At 33.3% G+C, this 22,666-nt stretch carries 16 protein-coding genes; 9 read left to right on the top strand and 7 right to left on the bottom strand.

Annotated features, from left to right (window positions below; all coding sequences use genetic code 11):
• The first annotated feature begins 101 nt into the window (after positions 1 to 101).
• The 3 genes from GKZ86_RS08730 (at position 102) to GKZ86_RS08720 (ending at position 7,766) form a co-directional block, all read left to right on the top strand.
• Positions 102 to 3,494, top strand: a complete 3,393-nt coding sequence (locus tag GKZ86_RS08730; RefSeq protein ID WP_228526564.1) for a DUF4450 domain-containing protein — start codon at positions 102 to 104, stop codon at positions 3,492 to 3,494.
• 132 nt (positions 3,495 to 3,626) lie between these two features.
• Positions 3,627 to 5,753, top strand: a complete 2,127-nt coding sequence (locus GKZ86_RS08725) for a hypothetical protein (RefSeq protein ID WP_154782728.1) — start codon at positions 3,627 to 3,629, stop codon at positions 5,751 to 5,753.
• Positions 5,754 to 5,897: 144 nt separating this feature from the next.
• On the top strand, positions 5,898 to 7,766 hold the full coding sequence (locus GKZ86_RS08720) for a rhamnogalacturonan lyase (protein ID WP_154782727.1): 1,869 nt from the start codon (positions 5,898 to 5,900) through the stop codon (positions 7,764 to 7,766).
• Positions 7,767 to 7,796: 30 nt separating this feature from the next.
• On the opposite strand, the gene GKZ86_RS08715 is transcribed toward GKZ86_RS08720, so the two are convergent.
• The 6 genes from GKZ86_RS08715 to GKZ86_RS08690 all read right to left on the bottom strand — a co-directional run bounded on the left by GKZ86_RS08715 (position 7,797) and on the right by GKZ86_RS08690 (position 15,357).
• Positions 7,797 to 9,227: a glycosyltransferase gene (locus tag GKZ86_RS08715; protein WP_154782726.1), complete on the bottom strand. Its 1,431-nt coding sequence runs from the start codon at positions 9,225 to 9,227 to the stop codon at positions 7,797 to 7,799.
• Positions 9,228 to 9,240: 13 nt separating this feature from the next.
• On the bottom strand, positions 9,241 to 9,882 hold the full coding sequence (locus GKZ86_RS08710; protein WP_230328243.1) for a hypothetical protein: 642 nt from the start codon (positions 9,880 to 9,882) through the stop codon (positions 9,241 to 9,243).
• A gap of 180 nt (positions 9,883 to 10,062) precedes the next feature.
• Positions 10,063 to 11,277, bottom strand: coding sequence for a YaiO family outer membrane beta-barrel protein (locus tag GKZ86_RS08705; protein ID WP_154782725.1), 1,215 nt, complete (start codon positions 11,275 to 11,277; stop codon positions 10,063 to 10,065).
• Positions 11,277 to 11,642, bottom strand: coding sequence for a response regulator transcription factor (locus GKZ86_RS08700; RefSeq protein ID WP_154782724.1), 366 nt, complete (start codon positions 11,640 to 11,642; stop codon positions 11,277 to 11,279). Before GKZ86_RS08700 ends, GKZ86_RS08705 begins: the two co-directional genes overlap by 1 nt.
• 78 nt (positions 11,643 to 11,720) lie before the next feature.
• The gene (locus GKZ86_RS08695; RefSeq protein WP_154782723.1) at positions 11,721 to 13,709 is read right to left on the bottom strand and encodes a GAF domain-containing hybrid sensor histidine kinase/response regulator; all 1,989 of its coding nucleotides are present in this window, start codon (positions 13,707 to 13,709) and stop codon (positions 11,721 to 11,723) included.
• Between the two features lie 103 nt (positions 13,710 to 13,812).
• Positions 13,813 to 15,357: a serine hydrolase domain-containing protein gene (locus GKZ86_RS08690; protein WP_194632495.1), complete on the bottom strand. Its 1,545-nt coding sequence runs from the start codon at positions 15,355 to 15,357 to the stop codon at positions 13,813 to 13,815.
• A 140-nt stretch (positions 15,358 to 15,497) separates the two neighbouring features.
• Between GKZ86_RS08690 and GKZ86_RS08685 the strand changes: the two genes are divergently transcribed.
• The 5 genes from GKZ86_RS08685 (at position 15,498) to GKZ86_RS08665 (ending at position 19,919) form a co-directional block, all read left to right on the top strand.
• Positions 15,498 to 16,511 carry a sensor histidine kinase gene (locus GKZ86_RS08685; RefSeq protein ID WP_154782721.1) on the top strand — a complete coding sequence of 338 codons (1,014 nt, stop codon included), beginning with the start codon at positions 15,498 to 15,500 and terminating at the stop codon, positions 16,509 to 16,511.
• Positions 16,501 to 17,199, top strand: coding sequence for a LytTR family DNA-binding domain-containing protein (locus GKZ86_RS08680; protein ID WP_154782720.1), 699 nt, complete (start codon positions 16,501 to 16,503; stop codon positions 17,197 to 17,199). The genes GKZ86_RS08685 and GKZ86_RS08680 overlap by 11 nt, the downstream gene beginning before the upstream one ends.
• Before the next feature lie 256 nt (positions 17,200 to 17,455).
• On the top strand, positions 17,456 to 17,908 hold the full coding sequence (locus GKZ86_RS08675; RefSeq protein WP_154782719.1) for a hypothetical protein: 453 nt from the start codon (positions 17,456 to 17,458) through the stop codon (positions 17,906 to 17,908).
• 127 nt (positions 17,909 to 18,035) lie between these two features.
• Positions 18,036 to 18,578: a hypothetical protein gene (locus GKZ86_RS08670; RefSeq protein ID WP_154782718.1), complete on the top strand. Its 543-nt coding sequence runs from the start codon at positions 18,036 to 18,038 to the stop codon at positions 18,576 to 18,578.
• Between the two features lie 522 nt (positions 18,579 to 19,100).
• Positions 19,101 to 19,919, top strand: coding sequence for a hypothetical protein (locus tag GKZ86_RS08665; RefSeq protein ID WP_154782717.1), 819 nt, complete (start codon positions 19,101 to 19,103; stop codon positions 19,917 to 19,919).
• 273 nt (positions 19,920 to 20,192) lie between these two features.
• Here the strand turns inward: GKZ86_RS08665 and GKZ86_RS08660 are convergent, their stop codons facing one another.
• Complete coding sequence (locus tag GKZ86_RS08660; protein WP_154782716.1) at positions 20,193 to 21,233, bottom strand: GntR family transcriptional regulator; 1,041 nt, start codon at positions 21,231 to 21,233, stop codon at positions 20,193 to 20,195.
• A gap of 368 nt (positions 21,234 to 21,601) precedes the next feature.
• Between GKZ86_RS08660 and rhaT the strand changes: the two genes are divergently transcribed.
• Complete coding sequence (gene rhaT, locus GKZ86_RS08655; RefSeq protein WP_154782715.1) at positions 21,602 to 22,651, top strand: L-rhamnose/proton symporter RhaT; 1,050 nt, start codon at positions 21,602 to 21,604, stop codon at positions 22,649 to 22,651.
• The last annotated feature ends 15 nt before the right edge of the window (positions 22,652 to 22,666 follow it).

Genomic DNA, 22,666 nt, shown 5'->3' with positions numbered 1-22,666 from the left:
ACAATGAAATTGCAATTAAATTATCAAACAATTACGAATTGGCTTATAAATATAGCTTAACAATTAATGTTTTTAATGCGACTTTTTGAATGAAATTTAAAATGCTACATTCCCTAATTTACCTGTCTTTTTTATGTTCAATTCTAACATTTGGACAGGAGAAACAAACCTTGCGTAAAATACATTATGCGCCCGACGGAAATAGTTTTGTATTAAAAAATGGTACGCGAAAATTCAATCGTGCACTTTATGGTTCTAATACCGGATTTAGGGTTGAAACCGGCGATTTACCTGAATTTGCAATGTACATGCCCGGAATGGGAGGGGATTTTAAACTAGGAATTGTAAACGAAAATACCAGTAAATGGATTACGGAAGCTTCTAAAATTGAGACACGATATATTCTGGGAACAATGCATTATGAAATTCAGGATGCAATTTTAGAAAATGCAACTTTATATATTGATGTTGTTGCCTTAAAAGAAAAAGAGGGATTTATTGTAAAAGTCTACAGCAAAAACTTGTCGAAAAATACCAATATAATTTGGGCTTTTGGTGGCGCGACAGGAAAAAAGTTTAGTCGTGACGGCGATATTGGTGCAGATCCTGAATCTGTATTTTATTTACATCCCGAATACTGTCTGGGAAACAAATACACTTTAAAAAAACAATCTTTTTTATTGGAATACGGTTCTGAAAATAACAAACAAAAATCAGGAAATAATAAAAGTCTGGTTGGTTTTTTTCCTGAATCTTCAACACATTTAGCAAATGCAAAACAGCAAAATTCGCCTTTAGAACTCTATAATTCAAATACAGAATCGTTGCCGGTTATTACAGGAAAAACAAAAAATAACGCAGATAAAGCAATGTATTGGCTCTTTGCTACCGAAGATTTAAAAATAGATTTTTCTCAAAAAGGCCTGAGTCAGCTTTATGAAAAATCAGTTCAGGAAACACAACTTTTAGCCAATAGAGTTAAAGTCTCAACTCCGGATCCTTATATCAATACTTTAGGTGCTGCACTTTCGATTGCAGCTGACGGAATTTGGGAAAGTCCGGCTTATCTGCACGGAGCAATTGCCTGGAGAATGTACCTAAATGCCTGGCGTGGTGCTTATACCGCAGATCCGTTGGGATGGCATGATCGCGCCAAAACGCATTTTACGAGTTATAGTAATTCTCAGGTTTTAACTCCTGAAAATGGTCCGGTTGTATTTGATTCTCTTCGGAATTTAGCGCGCCAAAAAGAAGAAATGGGAACCTCAATGTTCACCAGCGGTTATATTAGCCGAAACCCAAATAAAAATAACGTTGCACATCATTATGATATGAATTTGGTTTTTATAGATCAGATGCTCAGACATTTTAAATGGACTGGTGATGCATCGTTTATGAAAGAAATGTGGCCAACAATTCAAAGACATTTAAATTGGGAAAAACGAAATTTCGATCCTGATAACGACGGACTTTATGATGCGTATGCATCTATTTGGGCGAGCGACGCTTTGCAATATAGCGGCGGAGGCGTAATTCATTCTTCGGCGTATAATTATTATGCGAATAAAGTTGTTGCAGAAACAGCTAAAAAAATACAACAAGATCCGAGTCCGTTTTCAAAAGAAGCAGACAAAATCCTAAAAGCTACAAATGCCCAACTTTGGATTCCGAATAAAGGAATTTTTGCAGAATATAAAGATGCGCTCGGAAACAAATTATTGCATGAAACACCCGGAATCTGGAGCATTTATCACACCATTGATTCAGAATTATCAACTCCTTTTGAGAGTTACCAAATGTTGAATTACGTAGATACTCAGATTCCGCATATTCCTATTTCTGCAGAAGGACTTGATAAAAAAGATCTGTATGTCATAAGCACAACCAATTGGCAGCCTTATACATGGTCGATAAACAATGTGGCTTTGGCCGAACAATTGCATACTTCGCTGGCTTTTTGGCAAGGCGGACAAGCTGATAAAGCTTTTAAAATGTGGGAAAGTGCTTTGGTAGAAAGTATGTATTTGGGCGCTTCGCCGGGTGGTTTTGAGCAACTTTTATATCAGGATGCCATACGTGGTGAATTGTACCGCGATTTTGCTGATCCAATTGGTATGGCATCGCGAACTTTGGTTGAAGGTCTTTTCGGAATTCAGCCTGATGCTTTGGCTGAAGTTTTAACGATTAAACCCGGTTTTCCTTCAACATGGAATAATGCTTTTTTAGAAATTCCGGATATTTCAATTGATTTTAAAAGAGAAAATAAAGAAGAAAAATATTGGATTAAAAATCAGTTTTCTGTAAAAATGAATTTGAAATTAGTTTTGGATGCATCTTTTGAAAGTGTAGAAAATATCTCCGTAAACGGAAAAACGGTTTCATGGAAAGTAGTTACGGAAAGCATCGGAAAACCAAAAATCAGTATTGAAGTTCCGTACAATTCTATTTATGAGATTTCCATTAAATGGGAAGGAAATTCTTTAGAAGATATAAATCCAAAATCGGATTATGTTTCTAATGAAATTTTTGAAATCAAAACGGCTCAGGCAAAAATTATCTCTCTTTACGATCCGCAGCAAGTTTTAAGTGTTATTTCAAAAACAGATAATGCGCTCAAGGCAAAAGTGAATTCGGTTGGTAACAAAGTCTTTTTTGTAGAATTAAGTCAAGGAGAATTATCGTGGTGGAAACCTATTGAATTGAATATTAAAGCTATAACGGAATCGGAAAGAGAAATTACAAATTGGGATATTCCGTTAGATAAATCAAAACGTGCAGAAACCATTTCGCTTACTTCTTTTTTTAATTCAAAAGTAACCGACATTTTTAATTACGAATATGTATCGCCAAGACCTAATACGGTGACTTTACAGCTTCCAAAACAAGGAATTGGAAATTGGTGTTATCCAAATGTTTCTGTAAAAATTGATGATAAAGGCTTACGCGAAAAGGCAAAAGGGAACGGACAAATTACAACTCCAAACGGAATTCCGTTTCAAACGCCTTCTGATGAAAATCAGAAAAATATCATCTTCACATCCATGTGGGATAATTTTCCAGAAAGCATCAATATTCCGTTAAACGGAAAAGCTTCTCATATTTATTTGATGATGGCCGGAACAACAAACCCAATGCAAAGCAGAATGATCAATGGCGAAATAAAAGTGAATTATACTGATGGAACTTCGGAGGTTTTGCCTTTAAAAAATCCTGAAAACTGGTGGCCAATTGAGCAGGATTATTTTGTTGACGGACTTGCATTTACAACAGATGCACCAAAACCACCAAGAGTATATTTTAAAACAGGTGAAATTTCTAGAACCTTTAAAAATTTTACAACTATAAAAGGATTTTCGAATTATGGTGTTGATGGCGGTGCAGGAACTATTTTAGATTTGCCTCTGGATAAAAATAAAACCCTGAAAAGTTTGATTTTAAGAACAATTGCTAATGATGTTGTAATTGGTTTAATGAGTGCGACGCTAATTAGATAATTATAAAATAGTAAACTTTAAAAACTGATGTTTTGGAACTTTATTCTCAATCTTGTCATCCTTCCTTCATAAAGATGACAAAAATGCGTTGAATTTAAAAATATCAAAAACGAAACTATACAATTAAATCAAATGAAAAAATATCAATTAATTATTGCAATTCTATTTTCTATTTCAGTATCGGCGCAACAGAAAATAGATCGAAAAGCATTGGTAACAAGACACAATGTTCAAATTTCAGCTATTGATACTTTGGCTTCTTTGACTGTTGGAAACGGAGCTTTTGCTTTTACAGTTGATGCAACCGGATTACAGACTTTTTCAAAAAAATATGAAAACGGAATCCCGCTTGGAACACAGTCAGAATGGGGTTGGGATAGTTATAAAAATACCAATAATTATAAATTCTCAGAAACATTAAGAGATTATAAACAATACGGAAGAGATATTTCGTATACCGTTCAGATCAAAGAACCAACACGAAAAGTCGAAGCCGTAAACTGGTTCAGGCAAAATCCGCATTTATTGCAATTGGGGAATTTAGGTTTTGAAATTACAAAGAAAGACGGAACCGCAGCAAAACCTGAAGATATTAAATCGATTTCTCAAAAATTGAATTTATGGACAGGAGAAATAGAAAGTTCTTTTGAAGTAGAAGGAATTCAGGTAACGGTTTTAACGGTTTCTCATCAGGAAAAAGATGCAATTGGCGTAAAAGTCAAATCAGATTTATTGCTGCAAAAACGTTTAAAAATCAGTTTGAGAATTCCGTTTCCAACCGGAGATTGGTCAGATATGGGAACAAAATGGGAAGGAAAACAAGATTATAAAAGTACTCTTGTAGAAAAGTCTAAAACAGAAGCAATTATAACGCATGTTATGGATAGTATTTCATACAATGTCAATTTAAACTGGAAAGGAAATGCGCAGATAAAAAAGATAGCAGATCATTATTTTACAGTTGAAGCATTAAATACGAATACTTTAGAGTTAAGTTGTCTTTTTGCTTTGGCAGATAAAAAAGCAGCAAATTCTTCTTTTGCAGAAATTGAAAACAGCAGTATAAAAGGCTGGGAACAATTCTGGAAAAGTGGCGCTGCGGTAGATTTTTCAGGAAGTACAGACCCGCGTGCGAAAGAATTAGAACGAAGGGTTATTTTGTCGCAATATTTAACCAAAGTACAATGTACCGGAAAAATTCCGCCACAGGAAACAGGTTTAACATATAACAGTTGGTACGGAAAACCGCATTTAGAAATGCATTGGTGGCATGGCGTTCATTTTGCACTTTGGAATAGACCGGAATTATTAGAGAAAAGTCTTCCGTGGTATCAGAAGGTTTTTGATAAGGCAAAAAACATAGCGAAAAGACAAGGTTTTGAAGGAGCAAGATGGCAAAAAATGACAGATCCGGACGGAAATGAAAGTCCGTCATCTGTAGGTTCATTTTTGATTTGGCAACAGCCGCATTTTATAACTTATGCTGAATTAATGTACAGGGCAAATTCAACAAATAAAACTTTAAATCTATACAGCGAACGCGTTTTTGCAACGGCTGATTTTATGGCTTCGTTTGCAAATTATGATACTAAAAACGATCGTTATGTTTTGGGACCCGGAGTAATTCCGGCACAAGAACGCTTTAAGGCGATGGAAACTTTTAACCCAACTTATGAATTGGCGTATTGGAACTGGGCTTTGAAAACGGCAATCTCATGGAAGAAAAAGTTAAACCAGAAAGTGCCTGAAAAATGGGAAACGGTTTTAGCTAAATTATCTCCGTTGCCAGTGGCAGATCAGGTTTATTTAGCCACAGAAAGTGCTACAGATTCATACACAAATCCAGAATTTAAAACAGATCACCCATCGGTATTAGGAACTTTTGGAATGCTTCCTGAAACGTCTCTTTTAGATAAAAAAATCATGAAGAATACGTTTGATCTGGTTTGGAAAACCTGGTCGTGGGATAAAACCTGGGGTTGGGATTTTCCGATGACAGCGATGTCGGCCGCGCGTTTAAATATGCCTGAAAAAGCTATTGATGCCTTGTTTATGAATGTGACCACAAATACATATTTAAAAAATGGTCACAATTATCAGGCAGAAAGATTAACGCTTTATCTGCCCGGAAACGGTGGACTTTTAACGGCAGTTGCCATGATGTGCGGCGGTTGGGACGGATCGACAGAAGAAAACCCGGGTTTCCCTAAAGATGGAACATGGAAAGTACAAAGTGAGGGATTTAAAAGGATGTTTTAAATTATAAGTTTCACGCAGATTTTAAAAAGATTTAAGCAGATCAATATAAAATTTATCATAAAGTTCGCAAAGAATAGAAAATAAAATCTGTGCAAATCAGCTTAGATCTGTTTAAAATCTGCGTGAAACAAAAAAAAATAAAATATGAAAATAGCTTTTAAAAAGAATAAATTATTGTTTGCTTTATTGTTTTTGATAAATACCATTTTCGCTCAAAGGCAAATGGAAAATTTAGACCGAGGCATAATTGCCATAAAAAATAAGGATCATTTTTTTATCGGATGGCGCGTTTTAGGAACAGATTCTGATGATTTGGCTTTTAATTTATACCGAAAAAGCGGTACTAAAAAAGCAATCAAATTAAATGAAAAACCTATTGTTGGTGCTACCAATTTTCTGGACATCAAAGCAAATGTTCATGAAGAAAATACATGGTTTGTAAAAACGGTTTTAAAAGGAAAAGAGCAGGAAGCGAAAGGAAATTTTACAATTGCAGCCGAAAGTCCTGATAAAGATTATTTGTCAATTAAATTAAAAGAAGTAGAAGGATATATTCCGAATGATCTTTCGGTTGGAGACTTAGACGGAGATGGAAAATACGATTTGATTGTTCACATGACAGGAAAAAGTTTAGATAATTCTTTTAAAGGAATTACAGATCCGCCTATATTTCAGGCCTATACTTTAGAAGGGAAATTTCTATGGCAGATTAATCTTGGAAAGAATATCCGCGAAGGCGCACATTATACTCAATTTATGGTGTATGATCTGGATGGTGACGGAATTTCAGAATTTGTCTGCAAAACGGCTGACGGAACAACTGATAGTCAAAATAATGTTGTGGGAGATGCCTCAAAAGATTGGGTAGATCGTGATCCTGATTCTCCGGTTTTAGGTAAAATTTTAAAAGGTCCGGAATATCTTTCGGTTTTTGACGGGAGAACCGGAAAATTGATTACAACTGTAGATTATATTCCGGAAAGAGGTGATCTCGCTGGCTGGGGCGGAAGAGGTGGAAGTGGAGGAAACGATACGAAAGGAAACAGAATTGATCGTTTTACGGCTTGCATTGCGTATTTAGACGGAATTCATCCGAGTGTGGTAATGTGCAGAGGATATTACGGAAGAACGGTTTTAGCGGCTTGGGATTTTAAAAATGGTAAACTTACTTCGAGATGGATTTTTGATAGTAAAGATGCCGAGAATCCATACTCAGGAATGGGAAATCACGGACTTACAGTTGCGGATGTTGATCATGACGGAAAAGATGAAATCATTTATGGTTCGATGTGTGTGGATGATGATGGAAAAGGATTGTATACAACAGGTTTTAGACATGGCGACGCTTTGCATGTTTCTGATCTTGATCCCGATATTCCCGGTTTGAAAGCGTTTGGAATTCATGAAATCGAAAACGGAACAAAAGGCCCGGGCGTTACATTATTTTCTGCAGCGGATGGGAAGGTTTTATTTACCGATTCTCTTAATGAAGACGTAGGTCGTGGCGTCGCTGATAATATAGATTCCACGATAAAAGGAGCGCAATGCTGGTGGTCCGGATCTCCGGATTTGCATGATATGAAAGGAAATATAATAGGGAAAGCACCAACATCAACCAATTTTTTAATTTATTGGGATGGAGATTCTTCACGAGAACTTTTAAATTCAAATTATATTGATAAATACAACCAGGGAAGATTGTTTATGGCAATCGGAGCGGCATCTAATAATGGCACAAAATCAACACCGACGCTTTCAGCCGATATTCTGGGAGACTGGCGAGAAGAATTAATTTTAAGATCTGAAGATAATAAAGAATTGAGGATTTATTCTACGACAATTCCAACAGAAATAAGGCAATATACTTTAATGCACGATCCGCAATATAGATTGAGTATTGCGTGGCAAAATGTTGGTTATAATCAGCCGCCACATACGAGTTTTTATATGGGAGCAGGCATGAAACCAGCGCCTAAACCTAATATTGTTTTAGTTGAGGTTCAAAGGAACTGAGGTTCAAAGGTTCAAAGTTTTTAGAATCTATTATTTCTTGGTAAAGCCTTTTCTTGTCATTTCACCCCAGCCTTTGGTTCCCATAATTTTTTCTTTATAACCAATTAAAGCAGCATATACAGCCATTGGATGGAAATAAAAAGGTTCTATGAAAGCAGCTAAAAGCAGCTTAAAAAAGTCTGCTTGTTTTGGATATTTATGATACGTACGCTCCTCACTGTACAAGGCAATAACGGAGAATAAAATTGCAAAACAGTAAACAAAAAGCAAAAGTAAAAAGAAAAAATGCCAGTGAATTAAACCGAATACAAAAAACACGATTGTAATCGCAATACCAATAAATTCTATTGCGGGAGCCAGGAATTCAAACAATGTCCAATAAGGAATACTTAACATTCCCAATAGTTTATATTTAGGATTTAAGAACATTTTTTTGTGAAGGCTAAGTGTTTCAATTGTTCCTCTCATCCAACGACTGCGTTGTTTTTTGAAGATTTTAAAATCTTCCGGCGCTTCGGTCCAGCAAAGTGGGTCAGGAATATAACTTATGGAGTAAGGGATTTTGTTTTCCAGCATATAACGACGCATTCTGACTACCAGTTCCATGTCTTCGCCTACTGTTTTTGTATCGTAACCACCTGCCAGTAAAGCTATTTCTTTATCAAATGCACCAAAAGCACCGCTGATAAGTAATAATCCATCGAGTCTGCCCCAAGCCATTCTTCCCAAAAGAAATGCTCTTAGGTATTCTAAAACCTGTATTCTTGGCAACATAAGATCCGGAATATTTACTTCGACCAAACGTCCATTTTTAATAATACATTGGTTTGCTATTCTCACAACGCCGCCAGTCGCAATAATGCGCTTTCCGTGAGATTCCAGAAAAGGTTTTGCCAGTTTAAGCAGCGAATCTTTATCCAAAATACAATCAACGTCAATGCATACCACATAAGGATGTTGTGCAATGTTAAGACCAACATTAAGAGCATCGGCTTTACCGCCATTTTCTTTGTCAACAACGATCAGTTTTTTATAAGCAGCATTTCGAGAGGTATAAAGACCTTTGATTTTTTTTGTTTTAATTTTTGGGTGAATGTTCAGATCTGTTAAAACAAGGTCATAGGTTTTAATGAGGATTTCCATTGAATTATCTTTACTACCGTCGTTTACCACAATTACATCATAATTATTATAATTTAGGGAAAGTAAAGATTTTACATTTTCTTCAATGGTAAAGGCTTCATTATAAGCAGGTGCAATTAGGGAGAGTTTTGGTGCAAACTGACTTGTAAGAAGCACATTATAGTCTACAAAACTGTTCTTTTTAAGATATTCCTTTAGTTCTCTTGTAGAAAGATGAGCTAATATAAGATAGGACGACATAATCAATATCGCATAACCAAGTATAAGAATTAGATAGATATGAATAAATAATGTTATTTCGCTATTAAAAAAAGTCATTGCTTATATTGTTTTAAACTGTTAATAGCTGCAATACGTTTTGCGCTTCATATTTGATCATCGTATTTGGAGCCCTGTCAACTAATTGTGTGATATAAGGAATTTTTTGAGTAAGCTTAAGCTCTTCTATAAGTTTGAGACCAAGTACAATAACAGTTGTGTTTTGAGATTCGAGTAAGAGTTCAACACCTTTAGTATCTCCTATATCATGTTTTTTAAAAGCACTTATAATATTGATCTGTGTCCAATCATCAATAGGATGAGCGTGCCCAGTAAGATGTACTATTGCTTTTGTTCCGGCAAGTTTAATACCGGCGTTTAAGGCGGTAATTTTTAGCGTTTTATTTCGTCCTTTAGAGACTTTTATGATACTCTGAAAAGCATCGGTAATATTGAGTTCGGCAAGCTCGGTAATTCCTTTACATTTTAGTTCCCATTTCAGGCTTTTGAGTTTTTTAAAGGAATCATTTATTAATCCCGATTCTTTATAAAATTCTTCAAGTTTCTCTGCATGAATGCCTTCGTAATTTTTATGAAGGTTAATAATAGATTCCATTAGAACTTCTCTAAAAAAAGTTGTTTTTGAAAGTCTTCTATATTCCAAATCTTCACTAATTGTTGAAAAAGAGATGTCCTGAAAAACGATAGAGAACATTAATTTTTCAATAAGAATATTGTATTCGATACGAAGTCTTTCTTTTTTATATTCTTACTACGACTACTGACAATCAATATATACAGAATAAATGATGTCGCTACAAACAAGATTATTGACAGCAATAGAAAAGGCTGTACCCATACACCACTTTTATAAAGTTCCCAGAGCTTACTCATATTAGAATCGTTTAGTAATAATTATTTGAGCATTAAATCTGTTTCTGTATTGCTCAGGTAAATATTCTTCATACTCGTATAGGAAAATAGGTCTTACAAAAAATGACTTTCCAAAACGCTGCTGGTATTGTATGCCAACTCTGTAAGCTTTTAAAGGCTCAATAAAGTTATTGTAAAGATATAGGTAGGGAACATTTCCGTATTGCAGTTCTAATCTTAGCAAACTTTCTTTTTCTTCATTTGTAGTCTGTAAACTTAAAACGTGAGAGAATAATTCGTTTCCTGTATCATAAAAAGGTCTGTAGGCGAGGGTATAAGTGCCCATTCGATAGGATAATTGCCCTGTAAGTAATGTTACATCTTCGGTTTCAAAATGCATAAATTTTAAGCCAAGTGAGTAATCAAACTTTTTGTATGGAGTAAAATAATATTCTACACCTGCTTTTGCAACAGGAAATATGGTTTGTCCTGTTGAAACACCCGCATTTACATAAAGATAATTTCGTTTGGAAAATGTTTGATAATAATCAGCTTCAAATAACATTTGTGTGTCATTGTTTGCGTATCCCACATTGGCACGTCCTACAAGTGCTGATTTGCTAAACTTATGAGAATATTCGACATATCCGTAATGCAATGGTGATTGTCCCGGATTAGATGTAGAGACATTTAGGTATGAAACGGCTATTGCATTTTTTGCCTTACGGCCAATAAGTGTTCGCAAGCCCGTAATTGCCTGAGTATTGTTTTCATTTACAGGTACTTTTTCAACTGCTTCTAATGCTTCTTTGTCACGACCCAGTTTTTCAAGACAGTTGGCTTTTATTAGAATTACATCTGTAGAATTAGGGTCGATAACCAGATATTTGTCACAATAAAAATTGCATTTATCAAATTGCTCTGACCAAAAATATACATTAATAATAGCCAATAAAGCTTCAGCGTCAGGTTTTGACCTGTCTGCCATCGGGGAAAGGATTTTTATAGCGGTATTATAATCTTTTTTCCAGCTGTATATACGGCCAATATAAATTTTTACATCTTCATTTTCAGGAAATTTTGCACTCAAAGGTTCAAGTATTGATAAAGCTTTATCGTAGTTGCCTTTTTCAACTTCATGTTTTGCTTCAGACATGGCTGTATCAAAATTAATTTCCTGCCCCAGTATCGTGTTTGATATGAATAGTAAAAAAAGGGTATAATATAGAAATTTCATTAAGCGCGTGTATTTAGTAATTTATTAATTCTCACCAACAACACAGCCGGACTAACAGGCTTGGCAATAAATTCGTTTGCGCCTATATCAAAAGAATCCAGCTCGGTTTGTTCTACGCCTGAAGAAGTAAGTATAATTATCGGAATGTCAGAACCAATTCTCTGTCTTACATACTGTGTAATTTCCATTCCGCTTATGCCGGGCATATTTATATCTGTTAGTATAAGATCGTATTTATTAACTTCAATGGCTTGTAATGCATCCTTACCATCAGAAAATTGATCAACAGTAAATCCTTTAGATTCCAGGAAAAAGGATAATGATTTGCGTAGGATATCATTATCTTCAGCTAAGATTATTCTCATGATTTAAATTTTTGTTTGGAGCAAATTAATTCTACAAAATTAGGAAATAACGTAAAGCTATACTTAATTTTTGTTTTATCATAGTTCATTTAAAATTTTAACTACTTCAGCGATTCCACAGTGTATCAGGTCTATTTTATCTGCACTTTCACTAGTAAATGCTCCGGTATAAGCTTCTTCTTCAATAACAGATAAAGCATTGGAAAGGTCTTTCAGCAGAAACATATCTAAACTGGATTTCATATGATGAGACAGTTTTTTAACGGTATCAATTTCATTAATATTGAAAGCTTTTTCGAGTTGATCAGCCTGGTTTGGAATCATTTTTATAAAAAGATCTATCATTTCCTGCCTGAATTTTATGTCGCCACATGCCATTTCATCTAAGTAAGATAAATCGAGCTCACGTTTTTGCACTGGCTTTTCAGCGTTGCTTAATACTGATTTTATAGCCTGTAAAAGTACAGTTTGTTTAAAAGGTTTGGCTACATAAGCATTCATTCCTACGGTATAACAACGTTCTTGTTCGCCTGCAAGAGAATGTGCCGTCATTGCTATAATAGGAATGGATAAATTCATTTCATTTCTAATATATAATGTAGTTTGGTATCCATCCTTAACAGGCATTTGAAGATCCATCAATACCAGATCATATTTGTTTTTTGATAAAAGAGCTATTGCTTCTTCACCATTTTCGGCGATATCCAATTCAAATCCAAAGTTATGAATAACGTTCTTTACGAGTTTTTGGTTTAAAACATTGTCTTCACAAAGCAGTATTTTAAGTTTGTCCAAATTTTCTTCAGATGATACTACCGTTTCTGTTTGGGTTTGATTTACTTTCTTATACACAAGAGTAAAGAAAAATTCAGAACCGCGCCCTTCCTGACTTTTTATATGAATTTCAGAATTTTGCAATTCTACCAGTTGCTTTACAATACTTAGACCAAGTCCTGTACCACCAAATCTTCTCGTTGTGCTTTCTTCTGCCTGAGTAAAACGTTCAAAAATAGTTTCCAGTTTGCTTTTGGGAATTCCTATACCAGTATCTTTAACAGAAAATCGAATAGAATATTGATCTTCAGTCTCATCAATCTTTTTTACAGAAATAGTTACTTCACCTTCAGAAGTAAATTTAAGCGCATTACCTGCAAGATTAACCAGGATCTGGTTTAGTCTTCCCTGATCACCAATTACCATTTCCGGCATATCGGCATCCAGAAAAAGATTGAATTCTACAGCTGCAGGAACTTTTATCTTTAGCAGGTTATAAATATGTTTAAGCGTTTTTTTTAAGTTGAATGGCTGTGCATCAATAGTTAAATTGCCAGATTCTATCTTAGAAAGATCCAGAATGTCATTAATGATAAGAAGCAGATTTTCTCCGGCGATTTGTACGCTGTCAATATGATCACGCTGAATAGCATCTAACCTTGTTTGGGCAAGAAGATCTGTAAAACCAATAATAGCATTTAAAGGCGTCCTGATTTCATGGCTCATGTTGGCCAGAAAACTATCTTTTGCCAATACTGCAAGTTCGGCAATTTTTTTCTGAGCGTCCAGTTCTATATTTTTTGTTCTTAATTCCAACTGATTTATCACATGTTTTGCAATAATTGAAAGTGCATTTCGCTGACTTTCATTCAGTTTTTTAGAAACATGATCTACCGCACAAAGAGTTCCGATGTTATAACCATCTGGAGTTGTAAGTGGAACACCGGCATAAAACCTGACTTTATAACCATCAGTAACATTAGGATCGTTTTTAAAACGCTCATTTAAATGTGTATCTGGTATTTCAACCATTTTAGAGTCCAGAATAGTATACCTGCAGAAAGTGATTTCCCGAGGAACTTCAGATACGCCCACTCCAATTTCAGATTTAAACCACTGCCTGCTTTCGTCAATAAACGAAATGTGCGCAATAGGTACGCCGCATACATAAGAAACGAGTTTCGTTGCATCATCAAAAGTATGTTCGGGAAGCGTATCCAGAATATTATAACGCCTTAATGCTGCCAAACGTTCTGATTCATTATGTGGTATAGGTTCTTCTTTTGTAGTCATGTTGTATAAAAATGAACTGTAAAAATAAATATAATTTAAATAAAAGATTACAAAATATTATAGCTGCTTAAAATTTAGGTTCAGTTGTATATAAAAAGGAGAATTATTTTTGACCTAGCAATTGCTCCAATTTTTGTTTTCCTTCTTTGTTGTTTTCATTAAGTTCAATTGATTTTTTATACATCATAATAGCTTCTTCATTTTTACCTGATTCCATCAATAATTGAGCGTAACTGTCGTAAGTATTAAAACTTTCCGGAAATAGAAAAGTGGCCAATTTAAAAGTTTCGATAGCAAGTTCCTGATGGTTTTTAAATGAAGACATATAGAAAAGATTATAACCCAATTCGTTCATTTCCCATTCACTTAAATAATATTTTTTATTTGTTTTATTCGCATTTAAAATGGCGGCTGCATAATCAATTCCATTTTTTACCAAAGCAGTTCCATAAAGTGTTACAAGAGATTTCGAAGTACGTAATTCCAATGGTGCTTTTCCGTTTAAAATAGAAATAGAAGAAGTTAGAAACCGACCAAATTCGCTGCCGGCGGTATTATCAAAACCAATAATGACCTGATTTTTATCCATATTATGCCAGTAAAAAGTCGCAAGACCAATTTTATAACCGCCGTGTCCTACGGATTTTCCGTATAAAGGTTGTTCAAATATTTCCCAGCCTAATCCATAAGTCATTTTTCCTTCGACTTCAAGCGTATCCATTCCGCCATAATAAGTAGTTCCGTTGTTTAAAGTAAGCGGCGTTAAAGCTTCTGTAACCGAACTTCCTTTTAATAATTTACCATCAAAAAAAGCCTTATCAAAAAGTAAAAGATCGCTCGTTGTCGACATTATATTTCCTTGTCCAACAGTTCCTTTATTGTTATAATTCAGGTATTTGTATCTGGGAATGGAATCAACAGCAATATAAGTACTATCATAACCTGGATGAGGTTTGGCGTGTGCTATTACAGCCAATTTATCGTTTTTAACGAAATCAGGATATATACTTAAATAAGCATTATGCATTCCGGCGGGACGAAATATGTTTTTCTTTAAATAATTATCCAATTTTAGTCCACTTCTATTTTCAATTAAAAGAGCCAGCAAATTATATTCTGTATTGCAATATTGTAACTTATCACCAGGTTTAAAATATAGTCCATGTTTCCATTTTTGAAGCTCGGGAATTACGTTTTGATTGGTTATAATCGTGTCAGGATAACGTTTTACAATTTCCTCAAACAATTCAAGATCAGGCAAACCCGATGTATGTGTAAGAAGATGCCTGATTGTAATTTCTTTAAAAGGAAAATCTTTCAAATACAGTATTAATGGATCATCAAGTTTAAATTTTCCTTTATCTCTTAATTGCAAAATCGCCGTTGAGGTAATTACTTTTGAAATCGATGCCAAATTAAATCTTGAATAGGAAATGCAAGGCTTCTTTAAAGGAATATCGGCATATCCCGAAGAAAGTTCGGCAACAATTTTTCCATTTTCAGCGACAAGGATATTTCCATTATGCTGATTGGAAAGCGCAAGAATCTTAAAATAATTTTCTAAATTAGAAATGACACCCTGACCATTACAATGATGCATGATAAGACAGGCGAGGGCAGTTACGATGTAAAGAATAATAGTTTTCATGTGATTGTTTAATTGATTCATAATCAAAGAAACAGGAAACACTAAGGTCTTTTTAAATTTTTCGTTGAACACGGAAAAATCATCGATAAACACGTTTGTAAATTCTAAAAACGGAGCCAATAATAATATAACTTTGTGTAATGAAAAGAAGAATTTTTTTATTTACGCTTGCGTTTATAGTCTTTTATATGTTGTCGTTCGGAATGCGTCAACTGCCCAATCTTGTTCACGGTCGTTTCAATATTCCTAACGGAAGTTATCATCTAAAAACCTGGATTCGGTTTATTATTGATATGTTTCTTTACTATGGTTTATCAATTGGTACATATTTGACTTTGCATCGGTTTTATCCTCTCAGAAATATGCTGGCTATTTTAGTTCTAATTCTATTACTTTCAGTTTCATTTTTTTATTTGAGTTTTTTTTGGACGGTATTTTTCGAAAATTCACCTATAAGAAGCCGTGACCATTTTCATTTAGTTTTTTTTACCGCAATAATCAATATTGCATTTGGTTGTGTTTTTTATCTTATCAGATATTCACAATATCGGGATTTACAACATGTTAGGCTGCAGTTTCGAAACAAGCAAACAGAATTATTATTTTTGCGGTCGCAGATTAATCCTCATTTTTTATTCAACAATCTTAACAATATATATTCACTTGTTCATGAAAAAAGTAATCATGCACTTCCCGCAATTGACCATCTTGCCGAATTATTACGCTACATGTTGTATGATGCAGGAGAGAAAATTGCATTAGAAAAAGAGATCGAGTATCTTGAAAAGTTTATTTACTTACAGCAACTCCGATTTGAGAAACCATCAGACATTGAGATTAAAATTGATATAGAAGATCCCCAGCAACTATTTCCTCCGTTGATATTTGTTCCTTTTATAGAAAATGCATTCAAACACGGCGCAATAAAATCAGATCAAACATGGTTAAAAATGATTTTGAAAAGTGATGCAGAACAGTTGTTTTTTCAATGTTCTAATCTAACAACGAGAATAAATACAGATGCTGTTGGCGGAATTGGAATCGAAAACGTAAAAAAGAGACTTGAATTACTATATCCCGGAAATCATACTTTAGAAATCGAAAAAGATAACGAATCGTTTATTGTAAAACTGACAATTAGAAATGATAAATAAAGAGCTTATAAGATGTATAATTCTTGATGATGAGCATCCCGCGATACGATTGCTGGCTTCTTATGTGGCCGATACTCCCGGTTTTGTTCTCGTTTTAAAAACAACTGAACCTCCCGAAGCCATAAAAGCAGTTTTGCAGGAGAATGCAGATCTTCTTTTTCTGGATATTCAAATGCCGGAAATAAGAGGAATCGAAATAATGGAACTCATAAAAGAAACGAATACGAAGGTAATTATAACTTCTGCTTACGCGGAATATGCCTTAGATGGTTTCAATAACGATGTGATAGATTATTTGCTTAAACCCATAACTTTTGACCGTTTTCTTGTAGCAGCTGAAAAAGCCAAAGAGCGAATTCAGAATAATCTCGGAAATTGTACCGGTCATTTAATGCTTAGAACAGAACATCGCCTTCATAAAACAGATCTTTCGTCTATAGTATACATCGAAGCATTAGGAGATTATTTAATCTTTTTGACTACAGCAGGAAAAATTGTTACCCTTGAAACAATGAAAAATATGGAAACAATATTACCTCCGGAACATTTTCTGCGTATCCACAGATCCTTTATAATTAATTTGAATTCGATTAATTATCTCGAAAAAGGCAAAATTGTTATAGGTAAGAAACGATTGCCAATTGGTGAAACTTATAAAGTAAGAGTGAGAAGTTTGTTGGGGTATTAAAATTTCTGGTTGAAGTTACATTATGATTAGGTTTTTTTTAATTTTAATAAAGCACTACTTTCATGTCGTTGGTTCGACCCTGTGAAGGATCTTTATTTCTAAATCTAACAGATGTTTTTAAGTAAATATTTGAATTAAAATATAAATTAGCTATTGTAGAGATTTTTCTTATATTAGACTAAAAAAAGTTATTCATAGAGCAAGCTAATACTAGCAAGCAATTCAATTAAAAAGCAAAATTTACAAAATAAACGTAATGAATAAATTAATTTTAGTTGTAATGTTATTTTCCATTTTAAGTTGTGAAAAACTAAATTATGAGTCAAATTTAACCATCGAAAAGCTTAAATCAGAAAACATTCACTTGAAGCAGAAAAATGATTCCCTAAATATAGAATTTAAAAAAGCCAAGTTGAATAAAAATTACTGGTTTGATATTGAATCTGAAGGAATAGATTTCATTAATAAAGGAATAAAAAATCCTGAAAAGTATATTGAAAATTCATTACGAAAAAATCCAGAATTAATTCCATTAGAGCCCATTTTAGGTGGAAAAATGTTTTTTGAAAACATTCAAATTCTTGGAAATAAATGGTTAATTGCTGACTATAGCGATGGACATATTTCTGGAAGAACAATTTACAGCTATAAATTCAATAAAAATAATACTGTAGAGTTTAAATCTCTTAGTTCTACAATTCAGGAATGATTTTTTTATCTAAATTTTAAACATCCATAATTGGATTGTAATTTGAATCTGTTCTGCGAATCTCCACTTTAGTAGAGAAAGCCACAGGTAAAGCTTTTACATTTTTAACCAATTTTAAGAATAACAAATGAGAAAAATTATAATCCTATTTCTAATTCTTATTTTGTACTCTTTTACAGATCGTAAGGAGAAGTTATCCTTTAGTAACACTAATTTTTCAAAAACTTGTATAAGCTTAGGTAATGACTTAAGAAAAAGTGAGCATGGAAAATTAATTAGTAAAAGTGATGGGAAATATTTAGAAGCAGTAAAATTTAGCAAAATTTTATTAACTGTATCTAAATATGACTTAAGTCCAGAGGATAGTTATCAAATGGAAAAAGTTGATTCAGGAAAAATCAGTAGAATAACGTGGACAATGAAGAACTCTAAAAACGTTAAAATCTTTGAAAAATTAATTTTTAAAATGAACAAGATTGACGGTATTACAATAATTGATTATAATATTTATCGAAAAGCTAAACCAAATTATCTCCATTTAAGAGTTTTAGAAAATGAATTTGAAGAGTTAATCATAGATACAGTTAGATACCATTCATTTTTTGAAGACCGATTAGTCGGAGCTGATGAAGCAATAAAAGAACTAAATAAAATAGAAAATAGATTATAAAACATTTTTGGTTAGCTTTAATTTTATAACTTAAAAAATTCGAACCTTTAATGTTATTAAATATGGCTATTCAAACACAAGTATAAAAGATTAACCTTCTTGAAACGAAAAACCTCCAAAATCAAATGACTTTGGATGTCTCTAAATTTTTGTGGACGATGAGAACTTCAAACCAGAAAAGTTAGGTTTCTTTTAAAACCCTTAAATCCACTAATAAAAAATCGAATTCTGTACATTAGGATTGCAAAAAAAAGAAAAAACAGACGATTTTTTCACTTCTATAATTAAGAAAAACAACATTAAGAAAAATATACTTTCTCTTAATAATTATTTTATTTACATATTCAATTTTCGCATATAAAATCCGATTATCTTTACCACGATTGCAATAAAAATACGGAGATGATTTACCATCTGTCTTTTCTTGTTTCAAGTCATGATTTAATAAACAAAATTTCACAAATAAACATAACTATTGCTAGTTCTAATTGATTTCGCATTCAACCTTAATAATTATAAAATATGACATTGATATCCAAAGAAAAATTTTCAGAAGCTGCAGGACTTTCTAAAATTCCAATACCAGGATTATCCTCATATTTAATGAAAGTATTGAAAATAAATAATTTAAATGAGGTTGTAAGAGAAGGCGGTAATCTTGAGGGTGCAGATTTTGCCAATCATGTTTTAACGAAAATTGGTGTAAAAGTTCAATTTGATGCAACCGAATTACTAAATATTCCTCGTGAAGGAGCATTTATAGTTGTTGCAAATCATCCTTATGGAGGTATCGAATCATTGGCTTTGTTAAGTACAATTGCGAAAATACGTCCTGATACATTGTATATGGGGAATTTTTTATTAAAGGAAATTCCAAATCTTGAAAAATGCATTATTGCGGTAAATCCGTTCGAGAATGTGCAAAATTCTGCGAGCATTACAGGATTAAAAATGACATTCAAAACTTTATCAGAAGGTACTCCTGTTGCAATATTTCCTGCCGGAGAAGTTTCATCTTATGATTTTAAGACTAGTAAAATAACAGATCCCGAATGGCATCCTGTAGTAGGCAAAATTATCTGCAAATCAGACGTTCCTGTTTTACCGATATATTTTCATGGAAATAATGGTTTTTTCTTCAGTATGTTAAAATCAATTCATCCCATGTTGCAAACTTCAAAATTAATCTCAGAAATGTTTAACAAACAAGGACATGTTCTAAAAATGACTATCGGAGAACCTATTTTTTTAGACAGGGTTAAAGGTAAAGTTTCAGATCCTCTAATGTTAAAAAATCTTAGAAGTAAGTTGTACAGTCTCAAAAATCAATTACAGAATTAATTATAAAAGGCGATTAGATCTATTTAATATATTTGAAGCTTAAAAAATTCAGATACCGCTCTACAAAAAGTTTTAATGAAAAAATGCGCAAGTCAAAGACGTTTGCGCATTTTTTTTATATTCTTATGAAAATCAAAATCTAACAAAGACTTCAGATTTTTCACAAACAGCTAAAATACTTAGTTTCTTAGAACCTCAGTCCCTTAGAACCTCAGTCCCGAAGCGCCTAAAAAAGCCTTTGAACCTTTGTACCTCTGATCCTTTGAACCTTACCTAAATAGAATTCCGATCAATAAAATTAAAAGGCACTTTAACAGATCCTTTTTCTTTATTCAAAATCATTCGGGCAGCAGTTTCGCCCATTACATTAAAATCGGTCGACATTACCGTTATACCTAAAAGTTCTTTCAGAGGCGTATCATTATAAGAGATCACACCAATATCTTTTCCTAAAACATATTCTTCATCGCGAATCTGTTTCATTAAATTCACCAAATCCGATTCTTCAATCGTAATAAATAAATCCCCTTTTTTCAAAACCATATCATCATAAACCTCGCTTAAAATCTCGAAATTTATTTCATGCTCTACACAAAACTTTTTAAATCCGTGTAAAATTCTTCTTGGATAAGGGTAAACTGCTTTTTCAGGATAAATTAAAATTAATCGCTTGTATTTGGATATTTTGGCGATTCCTTCTTTTAAAGCATTATATATATCATTTTCAAAATCCTGATATATTTTGATAATCTCGCCTTCCATAGAAAGCTTAATATTATCCATGATAACCAGTTTTTCCTGCGGAATTCTTTGAATCGCTTTTACAACATCATCCGTAAAACTCAAATGCTTAAGTTCGTCAGTTTTAAAATGAGTCGTGATTACATAATAGTCATAAACGCTCTCAAATTTGTCTAATAGATTCAAAAACAGCGTTTCATCGCAATGATAAATATGCAAATCCACGTGAGCATTTGCACCAACCGTATTAATAAAAGAGTTGTATGTTTTCATTTTATACGCACTCAGTTTATTAAACAAAAACAAGATATTTACCTTAGATTCAAGTTTTGTCCGGGTAATATAATAGCCTTTTCCTCTAATCGATGAAATAATTTTTCGCTCTTTCAAAATATTATAAGCCTTCTCAACCGTATCCCTCGACATATAAAATTCTTCACTAAAGCTGTTTATCGAAGGGATTTTTTGATTTATTTTCAAATTTCCATTAGCAATATTCTGCAAAATCGAATCAACAATTTGCTTGTACTTAGGAACCCTTGAATCTTCATCTATTTTAATAAGTTTGATCATGTTCTTGATTTTCAAATTACGCTCCTAATAAAACGCAATTTTAAATTATATTTTTATAAATAGTTTTAAACTAGCAAACTACCATTATAACGGTATTTAAAATAATAAGAATAATCTTAATTTAGCTTATTTAGCCCTCAATCTGATTTTTTATTTATTAAATAAATGAGATTTTAGTAATTGCGAAATCGATTGCTAAAATAGAAATTTTAAATTTATTTTTTCAATATAAAGAGACTCTTCTTTGTAATAACACGTCTATTTAACATATAATATAAAGGATAGTACAGGATAGTTTTGTTTTTTACATTCTCTTATTTTACAAAACGAGATTAACTATCACATAACCACAAAAAACAAAATTATAAATGGAATCATTACTGGGAATTATTTTTCACTCCATAGGAGGATTTTCTTCTGGGAGTTTTTATATGCCTTTCAAAAAAGTTAAAAATTGGGCTTGGGAAAGTTACTGGCTCGTAGGAGGTTTTTTCTCCTGGCTTATCGTTCCGCCAATTGCAGCTTATTTAACGATTCCAAATTTTCCGGAAATTATCGCTGCAGCCTCACCAACAATCAAAGCTTTTACTTTCTCAATGGGGTTAATTTGGGGAATTGGAGGACTAACTTACGGACTTGGTGTTCGTTATTTAGGAATGTCATTAGGAAATTCAATCGTATTAGGTTTTTGTTCCGCTTTTGGAGCTTTAGTTCCTTCTATTTATTATAATTTTTATCCAACACCGGGAAAAGTTTCTTTTACACACATGCTTCACAGCAACGGAGGACAATTAGTTTTATTAGGCGTTGCGGTTTGTCTTTTGGGAATTGCCATTTCAGGGAAAGCCGGAATTCTAAAAGAGAAAGATTTCGCCGTAGGACATGAAGATAAAGACAAAGATTTTAATTTGGTAAAAGGGCTTATCATCGCAGTAATATCTGGAGTTTTAAGTTCATTCTTCAATTACGGAATCGAAGCCGGAAAACCAATGGCCGAAGCTGCCGTGGTATCAGGTTGTAACCCTTTGTTTCAGAATAATGTAACCTATATCGTTTTACTTTGGGGCGGACTTACAACCAATTTTATTTGGTGTTTATACCTTAATTTTAAAAATAAAACCTTTGGAGATTATACCAATAAACAAACTCCAATTACAAAAAATATTCTTTTTTCTGCCCTTGCCGGAACCATGTGGTTTTTGCAGTTTTTCTTTTACGGAATGGGAGAAAGCAAACTGGGAAATGGCGCCAGTTCATGGATTCTGCACATGGCAACGATTATTTTAACTGCCAATTTCTGGGGATTTTATTTAAAAGAATGGTCAGGAGTTTCTAAAAAAACATTCAATACTTTTTTATTGGGAATTGGATTAATCATGCTTTCGATTGTTTTGGTCGGAATCGGAAATTCATTATAAGTATATAATAAACAA

The organism is Flavobacterium sp. LC2016-13 (assembly GCF_009707955.1).
In the GTDB taxonomy this organism is placed as follows: Bacteria; Bacteroidota; Bacteroidia; order Flavobacteriales; family Flavobacteriaceae; genus Flavobacterium.
Note: the sequence above shows the minus strand (reverse complement) of the source record. Positions and strands in the feature narration are given on the sequence as shown.